This window comes from Clostridium sp. UBA7503, assembly GCF_002477055.1.
GTDB lineage: Bacteria > Bacillota > Clostridia > Clostridiales > Clostridiaceae > Clostridium_J > Clostridium_J sulfidigenes.
The window spans coordinates 53,396-67,311 of sequence record NZ_DLNT01000041.1 but is presented as its reverse complement, the minus strand read 5'-3'; the positions used below and the strand labels follow the sequence as shown (position 1 = coordinate 67,311).

Annotated in this window: 14 protein-coding genes; 12 read left to right on the top strand and 2 right to left on the bottom strand. The window is 31.6% G+C overall.

Annotated features, from left to right (window positions below; genetic code table 11):
• Positions 1-249: 249 nt before the first annotated feature.
• The 10 genes from hutH to spoVAE all read left to right on the top strand — a co-directional run bounded on the left by hutH (position 250) and on the right by spoVAE (position 8,787).
• Positions 250-1,773 carry a histidine ammonia-lyase gene (gene hutH / locus B3630_RS10990; RefSeq protein ID WP_346898084.1) on the top strand — a complete coding sequence of 508 codons (1,524 nt, stop codon included), beginning with the start codon at positions 250-252 and terminating at the stop codon, positions 1,771-1,773.
• A 116-nt stretch (positions 1,774-1,889) separates the two neighbouring features.
• A complete protein-coding gene (ftcD, locus tag B3630_RS10985; RefSeq protein WP_346898082.1) occupies positions 1,890-2,786 on the top strand; it encodes a glutamate formimidoyltransferase in 897 nt (298 codons plus the stop codon).
• Between the two features lie 22 nt (positions 2,787-2,808).
• Entirely contained in the window at positions 2,809-4,065 is a 1,257-nt protein-coding gene (gene hutI / locus B3630_RS10980) for an imidazolonepropionase (RefSeq protein WP_346898080.1), read from the top strand.
• A 17-nt stretch (positions 4,066-4,082) separates the two neighbouring features.
• Positions 4,083-4,718 carry a cyclodeaminase/cyclohydrolase family protein gene (locus B3630_RS10975; RefSeq protein ID WP_346898078.1) on the top strand — a complete coding sequence of 212 codons (636 nt, stop codon included), beginning with the start codon at positions 4,083-4,085 and terminating at the stop codon, positions 4,716-4,718.
• Positions 4,719-5,128: 410 nt separating this feature from the next.
• Complete coding sequence (gene spoIIAA / locus B3630_RS10970) at positions 5,129-5,464, top strand: anti-sigma F factor antagonist (RefSeq protein ID WP_035134409.1); 336 nt, start codon at positions 5,129-5,131, stop codon at positions 5,462-5,464.
• 17 nt (positions 5,465-5,481) lie between these two features.
• On the top strand, positions 5,482-5,913 hold the full coding sequence (gene spoIIAB, locus B3630_RS10965; RefSeq protein WP_346898076.1) for an anti-sigma F factor: 432 nt from the start codon (positions 5,482-5,484) through the stop codon (positions 5,911-5,913).
• 9 nt (positions 5,914-5,922) lie between these two features.
• Entirely contained in the window at positions 5,923-6,678 is a 756-nt protein-coding gene (gene sigF, locus B3630_RS10960; RefSeq protein ID WP_346898074.1) for an RNA polymerase sporulation sigma factor SigF, read from the top strand.
• A 270-nt stretch (positions 6,679-6,948) separates the two neighbouring features.
• A complete protein-coding gene (gene spoVAC / locus B3630_RS10955; RefSeq protein ID WP_035134416.1) occupies positions 6,949-7,401 on the top strand; it encodes a stage V sporulation protein AC in 453 nt (150 codons plus the stop codon).
• 4 nt (positions 7,402-7,405) lie between these two features.
• Complete coding sequence (spoVAD, locus tag B3630_RS10950) at positions 7,406-8,425, top strand: stage V sporulation protein AD (RefSeq protein ID WP_150844476.1); 1,020 nt, start codon at positions 7,406-7,408, stop codon at positions 8,423-8,425.
• Positions 8,426-8,427: 2 nt separating this feature from the next.
• Positions 8,428-8,787 carry a stage V sporulation protein AE gene (gene spoVAE / locus B3630_RS10945; protein WP_346886286.1) on the top strand — a complete coding sequence of 120 codons (360 nt, stop codon included), beginning with the start codon at positions 8,428-8,430 and terminating at the stop codon, positions 8,785-8,787.
• Positions 8,788-8,859: 72 nt separating this feature from the next.
• Here spoVAE and B3630_RS10940 read toward each other — a convergent pair whose 3' ends face one another.
• Positions 8,860-11,448 (bottom strand): transglycosylase domain-containing protein, encoded by a 2,589-nt coding sequence (locus B3630_RS10940; RefSeq protein ID WP_346898072.1) that lies wholly within the window; start codon positions 11,446-11,448, stop codon positions 8,860-8,862.
• Between the two features lie 184 nt (positions 11,449-11,632).
• Here B3630_RS10940 and yunB point away from each other — a divergent pair, with 184 nt between their 5' ends.
• Positions 11,633-12,265, top strand: a complete 633-nt coding sequence (gene yunB / locus B3630_RS10935; RefSeq protein WP_346898070.1) for a sporulation protein YunB — start codon at positions 11,633-11,635, stop codon at positions 12,263-12,265.
• Between the two features lie 144 nt (positions 12,266-12,409).
• Positions 12,410-13,141: a class I SAM-dependent methyltransferase gene (locus B3630_RS10930; protein ID WP_346898068.1), complete on the top strand. Its 732-nt coding sequence runs from the start codon at positions 12,410-12,412 to the stop codon at positions 13,139-13,141.
• A 141-nt stretch (positions 13,142-13,282) separates the two neighbouring features.
• Here the strand turns inward: B3630_RS10930 and hpt are convergent, their stop codons facing one another.
• Positions 13,283-13,810: a hypoxanthine phosphoribosyltransferase gene (gene hpt, locus B3630_RS10925; protein ID WP_346898066.1), complete on the bottom strand. Its 528-nt coding sequence runs from the start codon at positions 13,808-13,810 to the stop codon at positions 13,283-13,285.
• Between the last annotated feature and the right edge of the window lie 106 nt (positions 13,811-13,916).

Genomic DNA, 13,916 nt, shown 5'->3' with positions numbered 1-13,916 from the left:
TGATACAGTCTTTTAATATTATAAAAATATATATAAAACATGAAATAGTATAAATTTTTTATTTATACAATATATAAGAATAATACTGTTGTAACACTTCATTTAGCTTAATAAATAATTCTTTAGTAAGTTAAAATGATAATACATTAAAAATATTCATAATATTCCAACGAGGTAATTAAAAGGTTATTTTGATTTTATAAAGAATAGTAATTATATAGGTAAGTATATTGTAAAGGGGAGATATTAATGAATAAAGTAATAATCAATGGAAACGACTTAAGACTTGAAGATATAGTAAATGTGGCTAGAAATAATTATCAAGTTGAGCTTAGTAAAGAAGCCATAAAAAGAGTAGAAAAATCTAGAGAAATTGTAGATAAAATTGTTGAAGAAGATAGAGTAGTTTACGGTATAACTACAGGTTTTGGAAAATTTTCTGATGTATCTATATCAGGTGAAGATTGTAAAACTCTTCAAAGAAATTTAATTATATCTCATGCTTGTGGTTTTGGAAACAGCCTTGATACAGATATAGTAAGAACAATAATTTTGCTTAGAGCTAATGCTTTATCCAAAGGATACTCAGGAATAAGATTATCAACACTACAAACTTTGGTGGCTATGCTAAATAAGGGAGTTCATCCAGTAATACCAGAGAAAGGATCTTTAGGAGCATCTGGTGATTTAGCACCATTATCTCATATGGTATTACCAATGTTAGGAGAAGGAGAAGCTGAGTATCAGGGTAAAATAATAAGTGGTAGAGAAGCTATGAATAAAGCTGGTATAGAAGTGGTTCAATTAATAGCTAAAGAAGGCCTAGCATTAATTAACGGTACTCAAGTTATGACTGCTGTTGGAGCTTTGGCTTTATGGGATGGAATAAACTTAATTAAGAGTGGAGATATAGCTGCTGCATTAACAGTAGAAGCACTAAGAGGAATAAGAGATGCTTTTGATTTAAGAACTCATAACATACGTCCTCATGAAGGGCAAATTGAAACAGCAAAGAACATATTAGCTTTAGTAGATGGAAGTTCTCTTGTGACATCTCAAGGGGAAATTAGAGTACAGGATGCATATACCTTAAGATGTATACCTCAAATTCATGGAGCTTCTAAGGATGCATTAAATTATGCAAAACATAAAGTAGAAATAGAGATTAATTCAGTAACAGATAACCCAATAGTAACAGAGGAAGGAGACGTTATTTCAGGAGGAAATTTCCATGGTCAGCCTATGGCATTAACTTTTGACTTCTTAGGTATAGCTATGAGTGAAATTGCCAATGTATCTGAAAGAAGACTTGAAAGATTAATTAACTATCAATTAAATGATCTTCCAGCTTTTCTTGTTAAACATGGTGGCTTAAATTCTGGATTTATGATAACGCAATATGCAGCAGCAGCTTTAGTTTCTGAAAATAAAATCCTTGCTCACCCTGCTAGTGTTGATTCAATACCTTCTTCTGCAAATCAAGAAGATCATGTTAGCATGGGTACAATAGCAGCTAGAAAAGCAAGGGATATAATAAGAAATGCAGAGAGAGTAGTAGCTACTGAAATTTTAGCAGCATGTCAAGCTATTGATTTTAGGGAGGATTATACCTTAGGTAAGGGCACTAAAGTTGCCTATGAATCAGTTAGAGATGTAGTTAACTTTATAGAAAATGATGTAGTTATGTATAAAGAGATAGATAAGGTTACAGATCTTCTTCGTAGTGGAGAACTAGCTAATAAAGTTGAAGAAGTAGTTAAGGTTAATTATTAATGAAACTATAAAGACTTTAAAGAATTAGTATATTGTAATTTAAAAATAAAAGTTGATACCAATATCTATGAATATAGGTATTGGTATCAACTATAAATAAATAGGAGGAGTTAATTATGGCAAGAATAGTAGAATGTATACCTAACTTTAGTGAAGGTAGAAACAAGGAAAAAATTGAAGCTATAGTAAATGTATTTAGAGGAGTAGAAGGCATAAAGTTACTAGACTATTCTAGTGATGCAGACCATAATAGATCTGTTGTTACTGTAGTAGGAGAACCAGAAGCTCTAGAGAAAGCAATAATAAATATGGCAGAAAAGGTTTATGAAAATATAGATATGAGTGCTCATACAGGAGCTCATCCAAGAATGGGTGCTCTAGATGTAGTTCCATTTGTACCTATCGATGGAATTACCATGGAAGAGTGTGTAGAAATAGCTAATAGAGTTGGTAAAGTAATTGCAGAAAGATTTAATATTCCAGTATATTTATATGAAAAAGCAGCTACAGCTTCATATAGAGAAAATTTAGCAACGGTAAGAAAAGGTCAATATGAAGGCTTCTTTGAAAAAATAAAAGAAGATAAATGGGCACCAGACTATGGTCCAAAAGAAGTTAATGTTAAGGGTGGATGCGTTGCTATTGCTGCAAGGCAACCTTTAGTAGCTTTCAATGTAAATTTAGGCACAGACAATTTACAAATAGCAGATACTATTGCTAAGACAGTTAGACATTTAGGTGGTGGATTAAGATTTGCAAAGGCTATGGGAGTAATGCTTGAAGATAGAAATATAGCACAAGTATCTATGAACTTAGTAAATTATGAAAAAACAGCAGTATACAGAGCTTTTGAAATGGTTAAGATGGAAGCAAAGCGATATGGAGTACCAGTAGTTGGTAGTGAAGTTATAGGACTTGTACCAATGGCTGCCTTAATCAATAGTGCCGAATACTATCTTCAAATAGAGAATTTCTCTATGGATCAAATACTAGAAAGAAGAATAAGCGAATAAAATAGCTTAGGAGTTGAAAGACATGTCTATATTAATTAAGAATATTGATTGCCTGGTTACCTGTGAAGGTAGCCATAGAAAAAAAGGTAAGGAAATGAATGATGCCAATATCATAGAAAATGGTTTTGTATTTATAGAAGACGATATAATATCTGCTGTAGGAAAAGATGAGGAATATAAATCCTATATAGATGAAGATACCATAATTATTAGTGGTGAAGGCAAAACAGTTACACCGGGACTTGTAGATCCCCATACTCATTTAGTTTATAGTGGAAGTCGTGAAAATGAATTACCTCTAAAATTAAATAAGGTAGGATATATTGAAATCCTAAATATGGGTGGAGGAATATTAAGTACTGTAGAAAACACTAGAAAAGCATCTCTAGATGAATTAGTAGCAGAAGCTAAAAGTAGACTTAATATAATGTTAAATCACGGTACAACTACTGTAGAGAGTAAATCAGGCTATGGTTTAGACTTAGAGACTGAGAAAAAAATATTAGAAGCAAATAAAAAATTAGATAACACTCATCCAATAGATGTGGTATCTACTTTTATGGGAGCCCATGCTATTCCTAAGGAATATAAAGGTGATAGAGAAGGTTTTATAAAACTTATAATGGAAGAAATGATACCCGGTATAGCAAAAGAGAATTTAGCAGAATTTATAGATTGCTTCTGTGAGGAAGGAGTATTCACTACTGAGGAGTGTAGAAAAATCCTTGAAAAGGGTAGAGAATATGGAATGAAACTCAAGCTTCATGGTGATGAAGTTGAATCTGTTAAGGGAGCAGAGCTTGCAGGAGAGTTGAAATGTATTTCAGCAGAGCATTTAATAGCAGCTTCTGATGAAGGAATAAAAGCTTTAAGTGAAAATGATGTGGTAGCAGTATTATTGCCATCTACAGCTTTCTATTTAATGCTTGGTAAGTTTGCAAGAGCAAGAGATATGATTGATAATAACGTGGCCGTTGCACTTGCTACAGATTGTAACCCAGGAACATCTCCTACTGAATCCATGCAAAATGTTATGACCTTTGCATGTTTCGGAATGAGAATGCTTCCTAATGAGATAATCAATGCTATGACTATAAATGCAGCTTGTGCTATTAATAGAGAAAAATCTGTAGGTTCTATAGAAAAAGGTAAAAAGGCCGATATAGCTATATTTAATAGCAAAAACTTAAATTATCTAGTTTATCACTTTGGAATAAATTCTATAGACAAGGTAATAAAAAATGGTAAGATAGTTGTAGATAGAGAAAAAAATAAGTAATTACAGGAGGAATATTTATGTTAGATACAAAAACTGTGAGAGAGTTTATTGGAGAATTAGGTTCAAATTCACCAGCTCCAGGTGGTGGAAGTGTAGCAGCTCTTTGTGCATCATTATCTAGTGCATTATCATCAATGGTTTTTAACTTAACTGTAGGCAAAAAAGCTTATGAAGCATTAAATGAGGAAGAGAAAGCATTAGTAAATAAATATTTAGAAGTATCAGGAAGAGAAAAGGATGAATTCTTAGACCTTATGAATGAAGATACAGAAGCTTTCAATGAACTTATGGCTGCATTTAAAATGCCTAAGGATACTGATGAAGAAAAAGCTACTAGAAGTAATAAAATACAATTAGGGTATAAGGGGGCAACACAAGTACCATTAAAAGTAGTAAGAAAATCCTATGAAATTTATGAAGGAATTCTTGTATGCGTTAAATATGGTAATAAAAACGCTATTTCTGATGGTGGTGTAGCAGCATTATTGGCTCAAAGTGCTATAGAAGGAGCAATTTTAAATGTAAAAATAAATCTTTCTTCTATAAAGGATGAAGCTTACACAGAGGAAATTAGAAGTGAATTAAAAAAATTAAGTGAAGATGGTATGAAAAAGCAAAAAGAGATATTAGCTATTGTAAATCAACATATGTAGCTTAAGATAATTATAAACACTATATAAAAGAGAATGTCTCAGGGAAGAATATCCATTGAGTGCATTCTCTTTTTTAATAAGATTATTTTTATAAATATAGTTATAAATATGAAGAACTCACTGAATAATTTTTAAATTAATAAGATACAGAGAAGCAATACCTCTAATTTTTATTATGCTAAGTTGATAAGTTTTAAATCAATATTATTTGTGCAAATATGAAAATTATGCTTAAATGTAAAATAATGAAGGCGATGAATGTAAAAATATGTTGACAAGTAAATATTTTTGTATTAAATTTCTCAAATAAATTTTGGGAAAAACTGTAACAAATTAACAATATAGTGTATAATTAGTGTATGTTCTAAATGTAAAAATTTATGAATATAATATAGGTTGGAGGGAAGCATATGTTACTTAGGTTTGAACCATTAGATGACAAAATCGTAGTTACACTTCAAGGAGAACTTGATCATCACAGTGCAGAAGAAGTTAGAACTAGGATTGATGATATTTTAGATAAAGATGGATATAAAGCTTTAATTTTCAATTTTTCTGGTGTGAATTTTATGGATAGTTCAGGAATTGGAGCAGTAATAGGAAGATATAAGAAGATGTCCTTAAGGGGTGGCAAGGTGTGCTTAACAAATGTAACACCTACAGTTAAGAGAATATTTGAACTTTCAGGTATGTTTAAAATAATTTCAATGTATGAAAATGTTGAAGAAGCACTAAGGAACATTTAGTGGGAGGAATTAATGATATGGAAAATAAAATCAAAGTTGAATTTAGTAGTTTATCTAAAAATGAAAGCTTTGCAAGAGTTGTAATAGCAGCTTTTGCTGCGCAGTTAGATCCTACATTAGACGAGCTTAGTGATATAAAAACTGCAGTATCAGAAGCAGTTACCAATGCAATTATTCATGGCTATGGCAATGAAAGTGAAGGTAACTTTGTAAAATTAGAGGCTACAATTATTGAGAATGAGTTTACAGTAAAAGTAATAGATAATGGTGCAGGAATAGATAATTTAGATATGGCAATGCAACCTCTATATACATCTAGACCTGACCTAGAGAGATCAGGAATGGGCTTCACAGTTATGGAAACTTTTATGGATAGCCTAATAGTAGAATCTGTAAAGGGTGAGGGAACAACTGTAACAATGAAAAAAGCTTTCAACACTGTAAGATAGGTGAAAAATATGAGTGAGAAAATTCATAGAAATAATAACTATAATTATGACGATAATAAGGAACTTATAAAACGGGCTAAAGAAGGAGATAATGAAGCTTTAGAATATTTAACGGAAATGAATTTACCTTTAGTTTCTTCTATAAGCAAAAAGTTTTTAAATAGAGGCTATGAGTACGATGATATATTTCAAATAGGATGCATAGGCCTAGTGAAAGCTATAAATAACTTTGATGAGAACTTTAATGTAAAATTTTCTACATATGCTGTTCCAATGATTATAGGAGAAATAAAAAGATTTTTAAGAGATGATGGAATGATAAAGGTAAGTAGAAGCATTAAAAATACGGCTAGAAAGTTACACTATGATAAGGATGCATTAACCAAAGAACTCGGAAGAGAACCCACCATTGAAGAATTATCAGATTATTCAAAAGTAGATAAAGAAGATATAATCACTGCCCTAGAATCTGCTAGTAGCATGCAATACTTATATGACACTATTCATCAAGATGACGGAGCTCCAGTATTACTTATAGATAAGCTTAGTGAGGATTATGAAGAAGATAATGAAGTAATTGATAAGCTAGCATTGAAGGAAGCCTTAAATAAATTGGATGTTAAATCAAGGCAAATTATAATACTTAGATATTTTAAAGATAAAACTCAAATTCAAGTAGCTAAGATGATGGGCATAAGTCAAGTACAAGTTTCTAGAATTGAAAAAAAGGTTCTAAGAATTATGAGAGATAGGCTATCGGGGTAAACAGAGTTCTTAGCTTCTTTGAAGGTTAGAAATCGTTATCCAGGGACGTAGCAGCTCTTTGCTACCACTTTAAAGAAGATGGGAGTATTAGAGCTGATAGTCATCGGGTAAACAGAGTTCTTAGCTGTTATGATTGTAAGCTAAAAAAATCATAAGTTTTTAATTTGTAAAGTTGAAAAAGATGCGTAAGCATCTTTTTTTGTTTAAATTTTAGTAAAATGCAGATACTATCATTAATACTTTTACAATTTTGATGTTAGGAGGATAATAATGAAAGTAAAAGAAACTAAAATAAAAGCTAAGTTTCAAAATGTATATGAAAGTTCCAAACCTAAACCAACTATATTTAAGAATTCTTTCAGAGCTTTTTGGACTGGTGGATTAATATGTGTAATTGGAGAGATTATATTTAAAACATTGATTTATTTAGGTCAAGATAAATTACAAGCTACTGCATGGGAAACAGTTATTATGATATTTCTAGGAGCCCTTTTAACAGGGATAGGTATATATGACAGAATTGGAGATTATGCAGGGGCTGGATCTGTAGTCCCAATAACAGGCTTTGCAAACTCTATTGTATCACCAGCCATAGAATTTAAAAAAGAAGGATATGTGTTTGGAGTTGCATCAAAGATGTTTACTATAGCAGGACCAGTGCTTGTTTATAGCATTAGTGCCTCTGTTATACTTGGAATATTATATTATATTTTTAGGTGGTAATAATATGGGAAGAAAAGTAGGATTACAAACAGTAGAATTATTGACAAAACCAAGACTTATAGCTACATATACCGTTGTTGGTCCCAAAGAAGGGGAAGGGCCATTAAAGGATAATTTTGACGAGATTCTAGAGGATGATTTATGTGGTTGTAAGACCTTTGAATCAGCAGAAAGTAAAATGCAACTACATGTAGTTCAAGAAGTACTTAAAAAAGCACACCTTAAAGAACAAGATATCTCTTATGTTTTTGCAGGGGATTTAATAAATCAATTAATGCCATCTTGTTTTATGGCAAGAGAAGTAGATATTCCATTTTTGGGTTTATATGGGGCATGTTCAACATTTATAGAAGCACTTTCACTAGCATCAATATGTTTAGAAGCAGATATAGGTAATCATATGATGGCAGTATCTTCATCTCATTTCTCATCATCAGAGCGTCAGTTTAGAGTACCTCTAGAAATGGGAAGTCAACGAGCTCCATCATCTCAATGGACGGTTACAGGTGCAGCAGCAGTAGTATTAGCTAAAAAGGGAAATAATGTACCTCGTGTAACTCATATTACCCTTGGTAAGGTAAAGGATTATGGAATAACTGACCCTAATGAAATGGGAGCAGCCATGGCTCCAGCAGCAGTTGATACTATAAAACAACATTTTCAAGACACGGGTAGAAAGCCTAGTGATTACGACATCATTGTCAGTGGAGATTTAGGTTCTGTTGGTAAGCAAATAACTACTGAGTTATTAAAGGAATATGGCTATAATATAGGATCAAATTATATTGATTGTGGTGATGAAATATTTGATTGTAAATCGCAGAGTACCAACTGTGGAGGTAGTGGAGCAGGATGTTCTGCTACAGTTATGAGTAGTATGATTTATAAAGGAATGATACAGAAAAAGTATAAAAAAGTGTTACTAATTGCTACAGGAGCTCTTCTAAGCACCATATCTAACTATCAAGGTGAAACTATACCAGGTATAGCCCATGCCATTGCTCTAGAGTTTGGGGGTGAATAAATATGTGGGGAGATTTTCTAAGGGTTTTTGTAGTTGGTGGAATCATTTGTGTAATAGGTCAAGTTTTAATGGATACCACAAAATTAACTCCATCTAGAATATTAGTTATCTTTGTAGTATCAGGGGTAGTTCTTCAAGGATTTGGCATATATGAAAAGATAGCTGAGTTTGGTTTATCGGGAGCTAGGATTCCTCTACCTGGATTTGGATATTCCTTAGCTAAAGGTGTTATGGAGGAAGTTGATAAAAATGGTTTATTAGGAATTGTTACAGGAGGTGTAAGTGCTACTTCTGCAGGTATAGCGGCTGCTGTAGTATTTGGATACCTAATGTCAGTACTATTCGACTCTAAAACGAAGTAAAGCATATAAAAAGTCTTCTCAAATTTGTGTATTTGAGAAGACTTTAATTTTATAGTTTTATAATAGAATTATTTAGCCTCTTATACTATTACTAAATATTTTAGGGATCATAGTATAGATATTTAACAGATGATTGAAAGCTTCAGGCTTATTTTCACTATTTCCAGTGTTACCTTCATTACCTTCATCTCCAGTATCACCACCAGGATTAGATGGGTCTACAGGAGGTGTAGTTGTATCACCAGGATTTGTATTTTCACCTGGTTTATTAGGATTAGGTATTTTATCTTTGTCTTTGTCTTTGTTTTTGTCTTTGTCTGTGTCTTTTTCTTCAGCTTTATATTCTGTAGGATCTTTAGTCACTGGAGCTAGATATTTATTATCAAGCATGTTACCAGAATATAATCTAGTATCACGAGTTATAAATACTACCTTTTGTATTTTATCTTTAGGTGTTTTATCAGAAGGTAAGTAGTATTTACCATCAGCAGCCCTTACAACTTCAAGTTCCACATGGATATTATCCAGAGTAGTTGGTTGAGTACCACTTATAAAGATTTCAGAGTAAATTCTATTTCCCCTCGGATCTCTCTTAGTAAGCGCCGTTGGAAGGGTTCCAGAATCTTTAGAAATATAAGCACTAGTTAATCCACCAGGAGCCGGAAGAGATTTATATTGGAGTCCTTCATGAGCTGCTGCCATAATCTTACCCCATAGACCAGCTGGTATGCTACTACTAGTAAAAGGTAATTCCTTACTATTATCATAACCCATCCATACAGCAGCTGAGTAGTAAGGGGTTAATCCACTAAAATAAAGGTTTTTGGTAGATTCAGAGGTACCAGTTTTACCCCTAACTTCCATATTCCCAAATTTCGCTTGTGGACCTGTGTTGTTAACAGAACCTTCAAGCATATCATAAACAATATAAGCTGTTTGTGGAGAAATTACTTGCTTAGATTCAAGTTTTGGCTCAAGTAGAACCTTACCATCCTTATCAGTAACTTTAGTATATATTCTTGAAGTAGTCATATTTCCTTGATTTCCAAAGGTACCAAAGGCTTGAGCCATTTCATAAGGCGTAGTTCCATCTATTTCACCTAGAGATAAAGCAGAAATACTAGTTTTATCTCTATCAGTTATACTTAATCCAAATTTTTCTCCATAGGATGCAGAGGTCTTTAGACCTATTCTATCAACTACAGATACAGCAACAGTATTTTTAGAAAGAGCAAGAGCATCACGGATAGTAATATATCCGTCAAATACGTAATTCCAGTTTTGTGGAACATATGGACCGTTATCACCAGGATATTTGGAACCAATAGAAGTTGGTAATGGACCATCTACAAACACTGACCCTGCAGTTAAAGTTTTACCTTCAATAGCTGGAGCATATACAGTAAGTGGCTTTATACTAGAACCTGGTGAACGTAGGAAGGTTTGACCATCCTTTCCAACAGAGATAGCTCTATTATAAGACATAGCTGGTTGATCACCAATACCACCAATTATAACTTTAACTTCACCTTTAAGATAATCTGTTATTACAGCAGAGGTTTGAACTCCATCGGCATTAGAGCCTTGAGTCTCTTTAAGATAATTGTTCATAATTTTTTGTACTGAATCCTGAAGTTTTCTATCCATGGTTGTATATATTCTTAAACCACCAAAGGTGATTTTTTCATAGGCTTCAACTTCAGTATATCCGTAGGTTTTCATTAAATCTTTTGCCACTTGTTTTATTACAGGTCTTGAAAACCATTCATAAACCATTTTGTCACCCTCTAAAGTTGAGAAATTTAGTATAAGAGGCTCTGCTAAAGCAGTATCGTATTCTTCTTGAGTTATTTTTCCAAGCTCTAGCATTTTAGCAAGAACTAATTTAGTTCTTGGTGAGTCAAAGGCTTCTTCCTTTTCAAAGGCTTCATAGGCATTCATATAAGATATAGTTGGATTCTGAGCAGCACTTGCTAAAAATGCACATTGCTTAAGGGTTAAACCATCTGCTACAGATTTTCCAAAATACATGGTTGAAGCAGCTTCAATTCCGTGAGCATTACCACCTAAAAAGATAGTATTCATGTATTCGTTAAGAATTTGTTCCTTAGATAGAAGCTTTTCTAACTTACGTGCTAAATAAATCTCTTGAACTTTTCTTTCTATATTAGCTCTATTATTTATAGAATCTTCAAGGAAAAACTTATATTTAACCAATTGTTGGGTAATAGTTGATGCACCTTGGATTTCGTCATTTGATAGACCAAGAATTATTTTAGCATCTTGGATTACAGCTCCTCCAAGTCTTCTTATGTCGACACCTTTATGTTCTAAAAATCTTTGATCTTCAATACTTACAAAGGCGTCCTGTAGATATTTAGGTACTGTAGATATATCTACAGATATTCTCTTTTCAGGAGTCTTGTACTCATCCATTTCTTTTCCTTTATTATCATATAGAAGTGTAGTTTCTCCATTAGATAAAAATATATCAAGATCAAGCTCTGGAGCTGTTTTAATCATGCCAGATATAATACCAAAACCAGCAGCTGCACAAGTTATTATTAAAAGTAGTAAAACTATATATATTACTTTAAAGACTTTACGACTTTTCTTCTTGGGCTTTTTTTGCTTAGGTTTAATTTTTTTATTTTCTCCCATATTCTCCTCCTTTTATGATGAACATATCTTCGATACTATATTATAACTTATATGATAGTATAAATACAATATAGTATTCTTCAATGAAGTTCTTATACATATACATATATTAGATATAGAATAGTTTTATGTAACACATTATACATTTATTAACATTATACCACATTTATAAAGGAGTAATACTATGAAATCGTCTCTAAAGTTAAAATTTACCATAATAATTTTTTTAATTATGACCTTTTTAATAACTTTTATATATGCTTTAGATAAAATTATAATGCCAACGGTTAAACTAGTGGCAGATGCACAGATGAGAGCAGAGGTCACTAATACAATTAATAAAACAATTTTCCAGGAATACTCTAAGAATTTTAATTATAATGATATAATAAAATTTGATAAGGATAATGATGGAAATATAATAATGATGTCAGCAGATACTTTAAAATTAAGCGAAATTGCTACATTAACTGTATTAAAAGCACAAGATGAGTTAGAGGAAAAATCTAAAGTAGACATAAAGATACCCATGGGATATGTGACTAAAAATAATATTTTAGCTAGATTTGGTCCAGATGTAAAAATAAGAATGCGGCCTATAGGGCATATTACTACTAGATATATATCCGAGTTTGAAGATGCAGGAATAAATCAAACTAGACATAAAATTTATATAGAAACCACCACTAGAGTAAAGATGATTATGGCAGTATCTTCTAGTGAATTAGAAATAGTTAATGAAATACCTATAGTTGAAACCATTATAGTTGGAAGGGTACCAAGTACTGCAATACAAATGGATCTTAACGGTAATTAAAAAGTGTGATGCTAATCACTGAATAAATTCTTTTTATAGTGTACTATTTATGTAAATAGATATAGGTATATAAAAATATATAATTAATTTAAAAGGTAGGAATTTCCTATGGAATAAATAATTAAAGAACGGGAGATGAGTAGTATGGATCAATGTATAAAATTTTATAATGTTTTAGCTAAATATTATGATGATATTTTTCCAGCACCATTAGGTAAAAAGAAGTTTGCTTTAAATAATATAGAAAAGGGTGGATTTGTTTTAGATATTGGATGTAGTACTGGAGAAACTACAGAATATATTTCTTCGCAAGGATACAGGGCTTTAGGCATAGACTTAGACCAAGAAATGATAAGAATAGCTAAGGACAGGTATAAGGAAAGTGATACTTTGAAGTTTGAAGTTATGAATATGAAAACTATAGCTAAGTCCTTTGGAGAAGAGTTTAATGGCATTGTATGTATAGGTAATGTACTTCCTCACCTAGGAGGAAAAAGTGAAATAAAAGAATTTTTAAAAGGATGCTATGAAGTATTAAAAAAGGATTCACCATTATGTATTCAAACTATTAATTTTGATAAGGTGAAGAGAGAACATATTAAAGAATTGCCTCTTATTGATGGTCCTAAAGTTAAATTTGAAAGGTTTTATAGTATTAAACGAGATAGTGATATTGTAAAGTTTACAGGAAGAATAACGGATAAAAAAAATAATGAGATTTTAGAAAATACAGTAGATCTATTTATGTTACAAAATGAAGAGTTATTTGAAATGTTAATGGAAGTTGGATTTGAAAAATCTTGGAGCTACGATGATTTTGATAGAAATATCTATACAGGAAATGCTCTTCCTTTAATAGTAGAGGCTATTAAGTAGAGAATTATATTAATGTAAACATATAAATTAAATAAATAAAAAACATACTAGAAGTTAATAGGTTAATATTAACTTCTAGTATGTTTTCATGTTTATTCTTCTATTAATATATATTAAGTATTTAAAATATTTGTAACATTATTATTTAGATTCCCAGTTAAATATGTAAGGAATATTTCTGTATAAGTCACCATAATTTAAGCCATATCCAACTACAAATAAATCAGGAATCTCAAAACAACAATAGTCTGGAGATATTTTTACAGTTCTTCTTTCAGGTTTATCTAAAAGAGTACAGCATTTTACACTTTTAGCACCCAACTTTTTAACGTGTTCAACCACAAAGTTCATAGTAATACCACTATCTACAATGTCATCTACTACAAGTACATCCATACCTTCAATATTATCAGGTATATCTTGAACTATTTTACAAGTACCACTAGTTTCTTCACCATGACCATAGCTTGATGTAGTCATAAAACCTATAGTTGTAGGTACAGTAATTTCTCTAACTAAGTCAGCGGCAAATATGAAGCTTCCTCTAAGTAGAGATAATACGTAAACAGATTTTTCCTCATAGTCTTTAGAAATTTTTGCTCCAATTTTAACTACAGCCTCATTGATTTCTTCTCTAGAAAAGAGAATATTTCTTTGTTTATCTTCCATGTAATCACACCTCAATTTATATTTACATTAATGTTTTCATAGTATAAAATTAAGGTGAAATTGTCAATAGTATAAAATGTATAAGAATGCAGTGTTTGTTTAATGT

Excerpts from the sequence above, each read along its gene's own strand:
- spoVAC (WP_035134416.1), top strand. The coding sequence starts at position 6,949 with ATGAAAGTAAAAGAAACTAAAATAAAAGCTAAGTTTCAAAATGTATAT.
- spoIIAB (WP_346898076.1), top strand. The coding sequence starts at position 5,482 with ATGGAAAATAAAATCAAAGTTGAATTTAGTAGTTTATCTAAAAATGAA.
- sigF (WP_346898074.1), top strand. The coding sequence starts at position 5,923 with ATGAGTGAGAAAATTCATAGAAATAATAACTATAATTATGACGATAAT.
- hutI (WP_346898080.1), top strand. The coding sequence starts at position 2,809 with ATGTCTATATTAATTAAGAATATTGATTGCCTGGTTACCTGTGAAGGT.
- spoVAE (WP_346886286.1), top strand. The coding sequence starts at position 8,428 with ATGTGGGGAGATTTTCTAAGGGTTTTTGTAGTTGGTGGAATCATTTGT.
- hpt (WP_346898066.1), bottom strand. The coding sequence starts at position 13,810 with ATGGAAGATAAACAAAGAAATATTCTCTTTTCTAGAGAAGAAATCAAT.
- spoIIAA (WP_035134409.1), top strand. The coding sequence starts at position 5,129 with ATGTTACTTAGGTTTGAACCATTAGATGACAAAATCGTAGTTACACTT.
- spoVAD (WP_150844476.1), top strand. The coding sequence starts at position 7,406 with ATGGGAAGAAAAGTAGGATTACAAACAGTAGAATTATTGACAAAACCA.
- ftcD (WP_346898082.1), top strand. The coding sequence starts at position 1,890 with ATGGCAAGAATAGTAGAATGTATACCTAACTTTAGTGAAGGTAGAAAC.
- B3630_RS10940 (WP_346898072.1), bottom strand. The coding sequence starts at position 11,448 with ATGGGAGAAAATAAAAAAATTAAACCTAAGCAAAAAAAGCCCAAGAAG.
- hutH (WP_346898084.1), top strand. The coding sequence starts at position 250 with ATGAATAAAGTAATAATCAATGGAAACGACTTAAGACTTGAAGATATA.
- B3630_RS10930 (WP_346898068.1), top strand. The coding sequence starts at position 12,410 with ATGGATCAATGTATAAAATTTTATAATGTTTTAGCTAAATATTATGAT.
- B3630_RS10975 (WP_346898078.1), top strand. The coding sequence starts at position 4,083 with ATGTTAGATACAAAAACTGTGAGAGAGTTTATTGGAGAATTAGGTTCA.
- yunB (WP_346898070.1), top strand. The coding sequence starts at position 11,633 with ATGAAATCGTCTCTAAAGTTAAAATTTACCATAATAATTTTTTTAATT.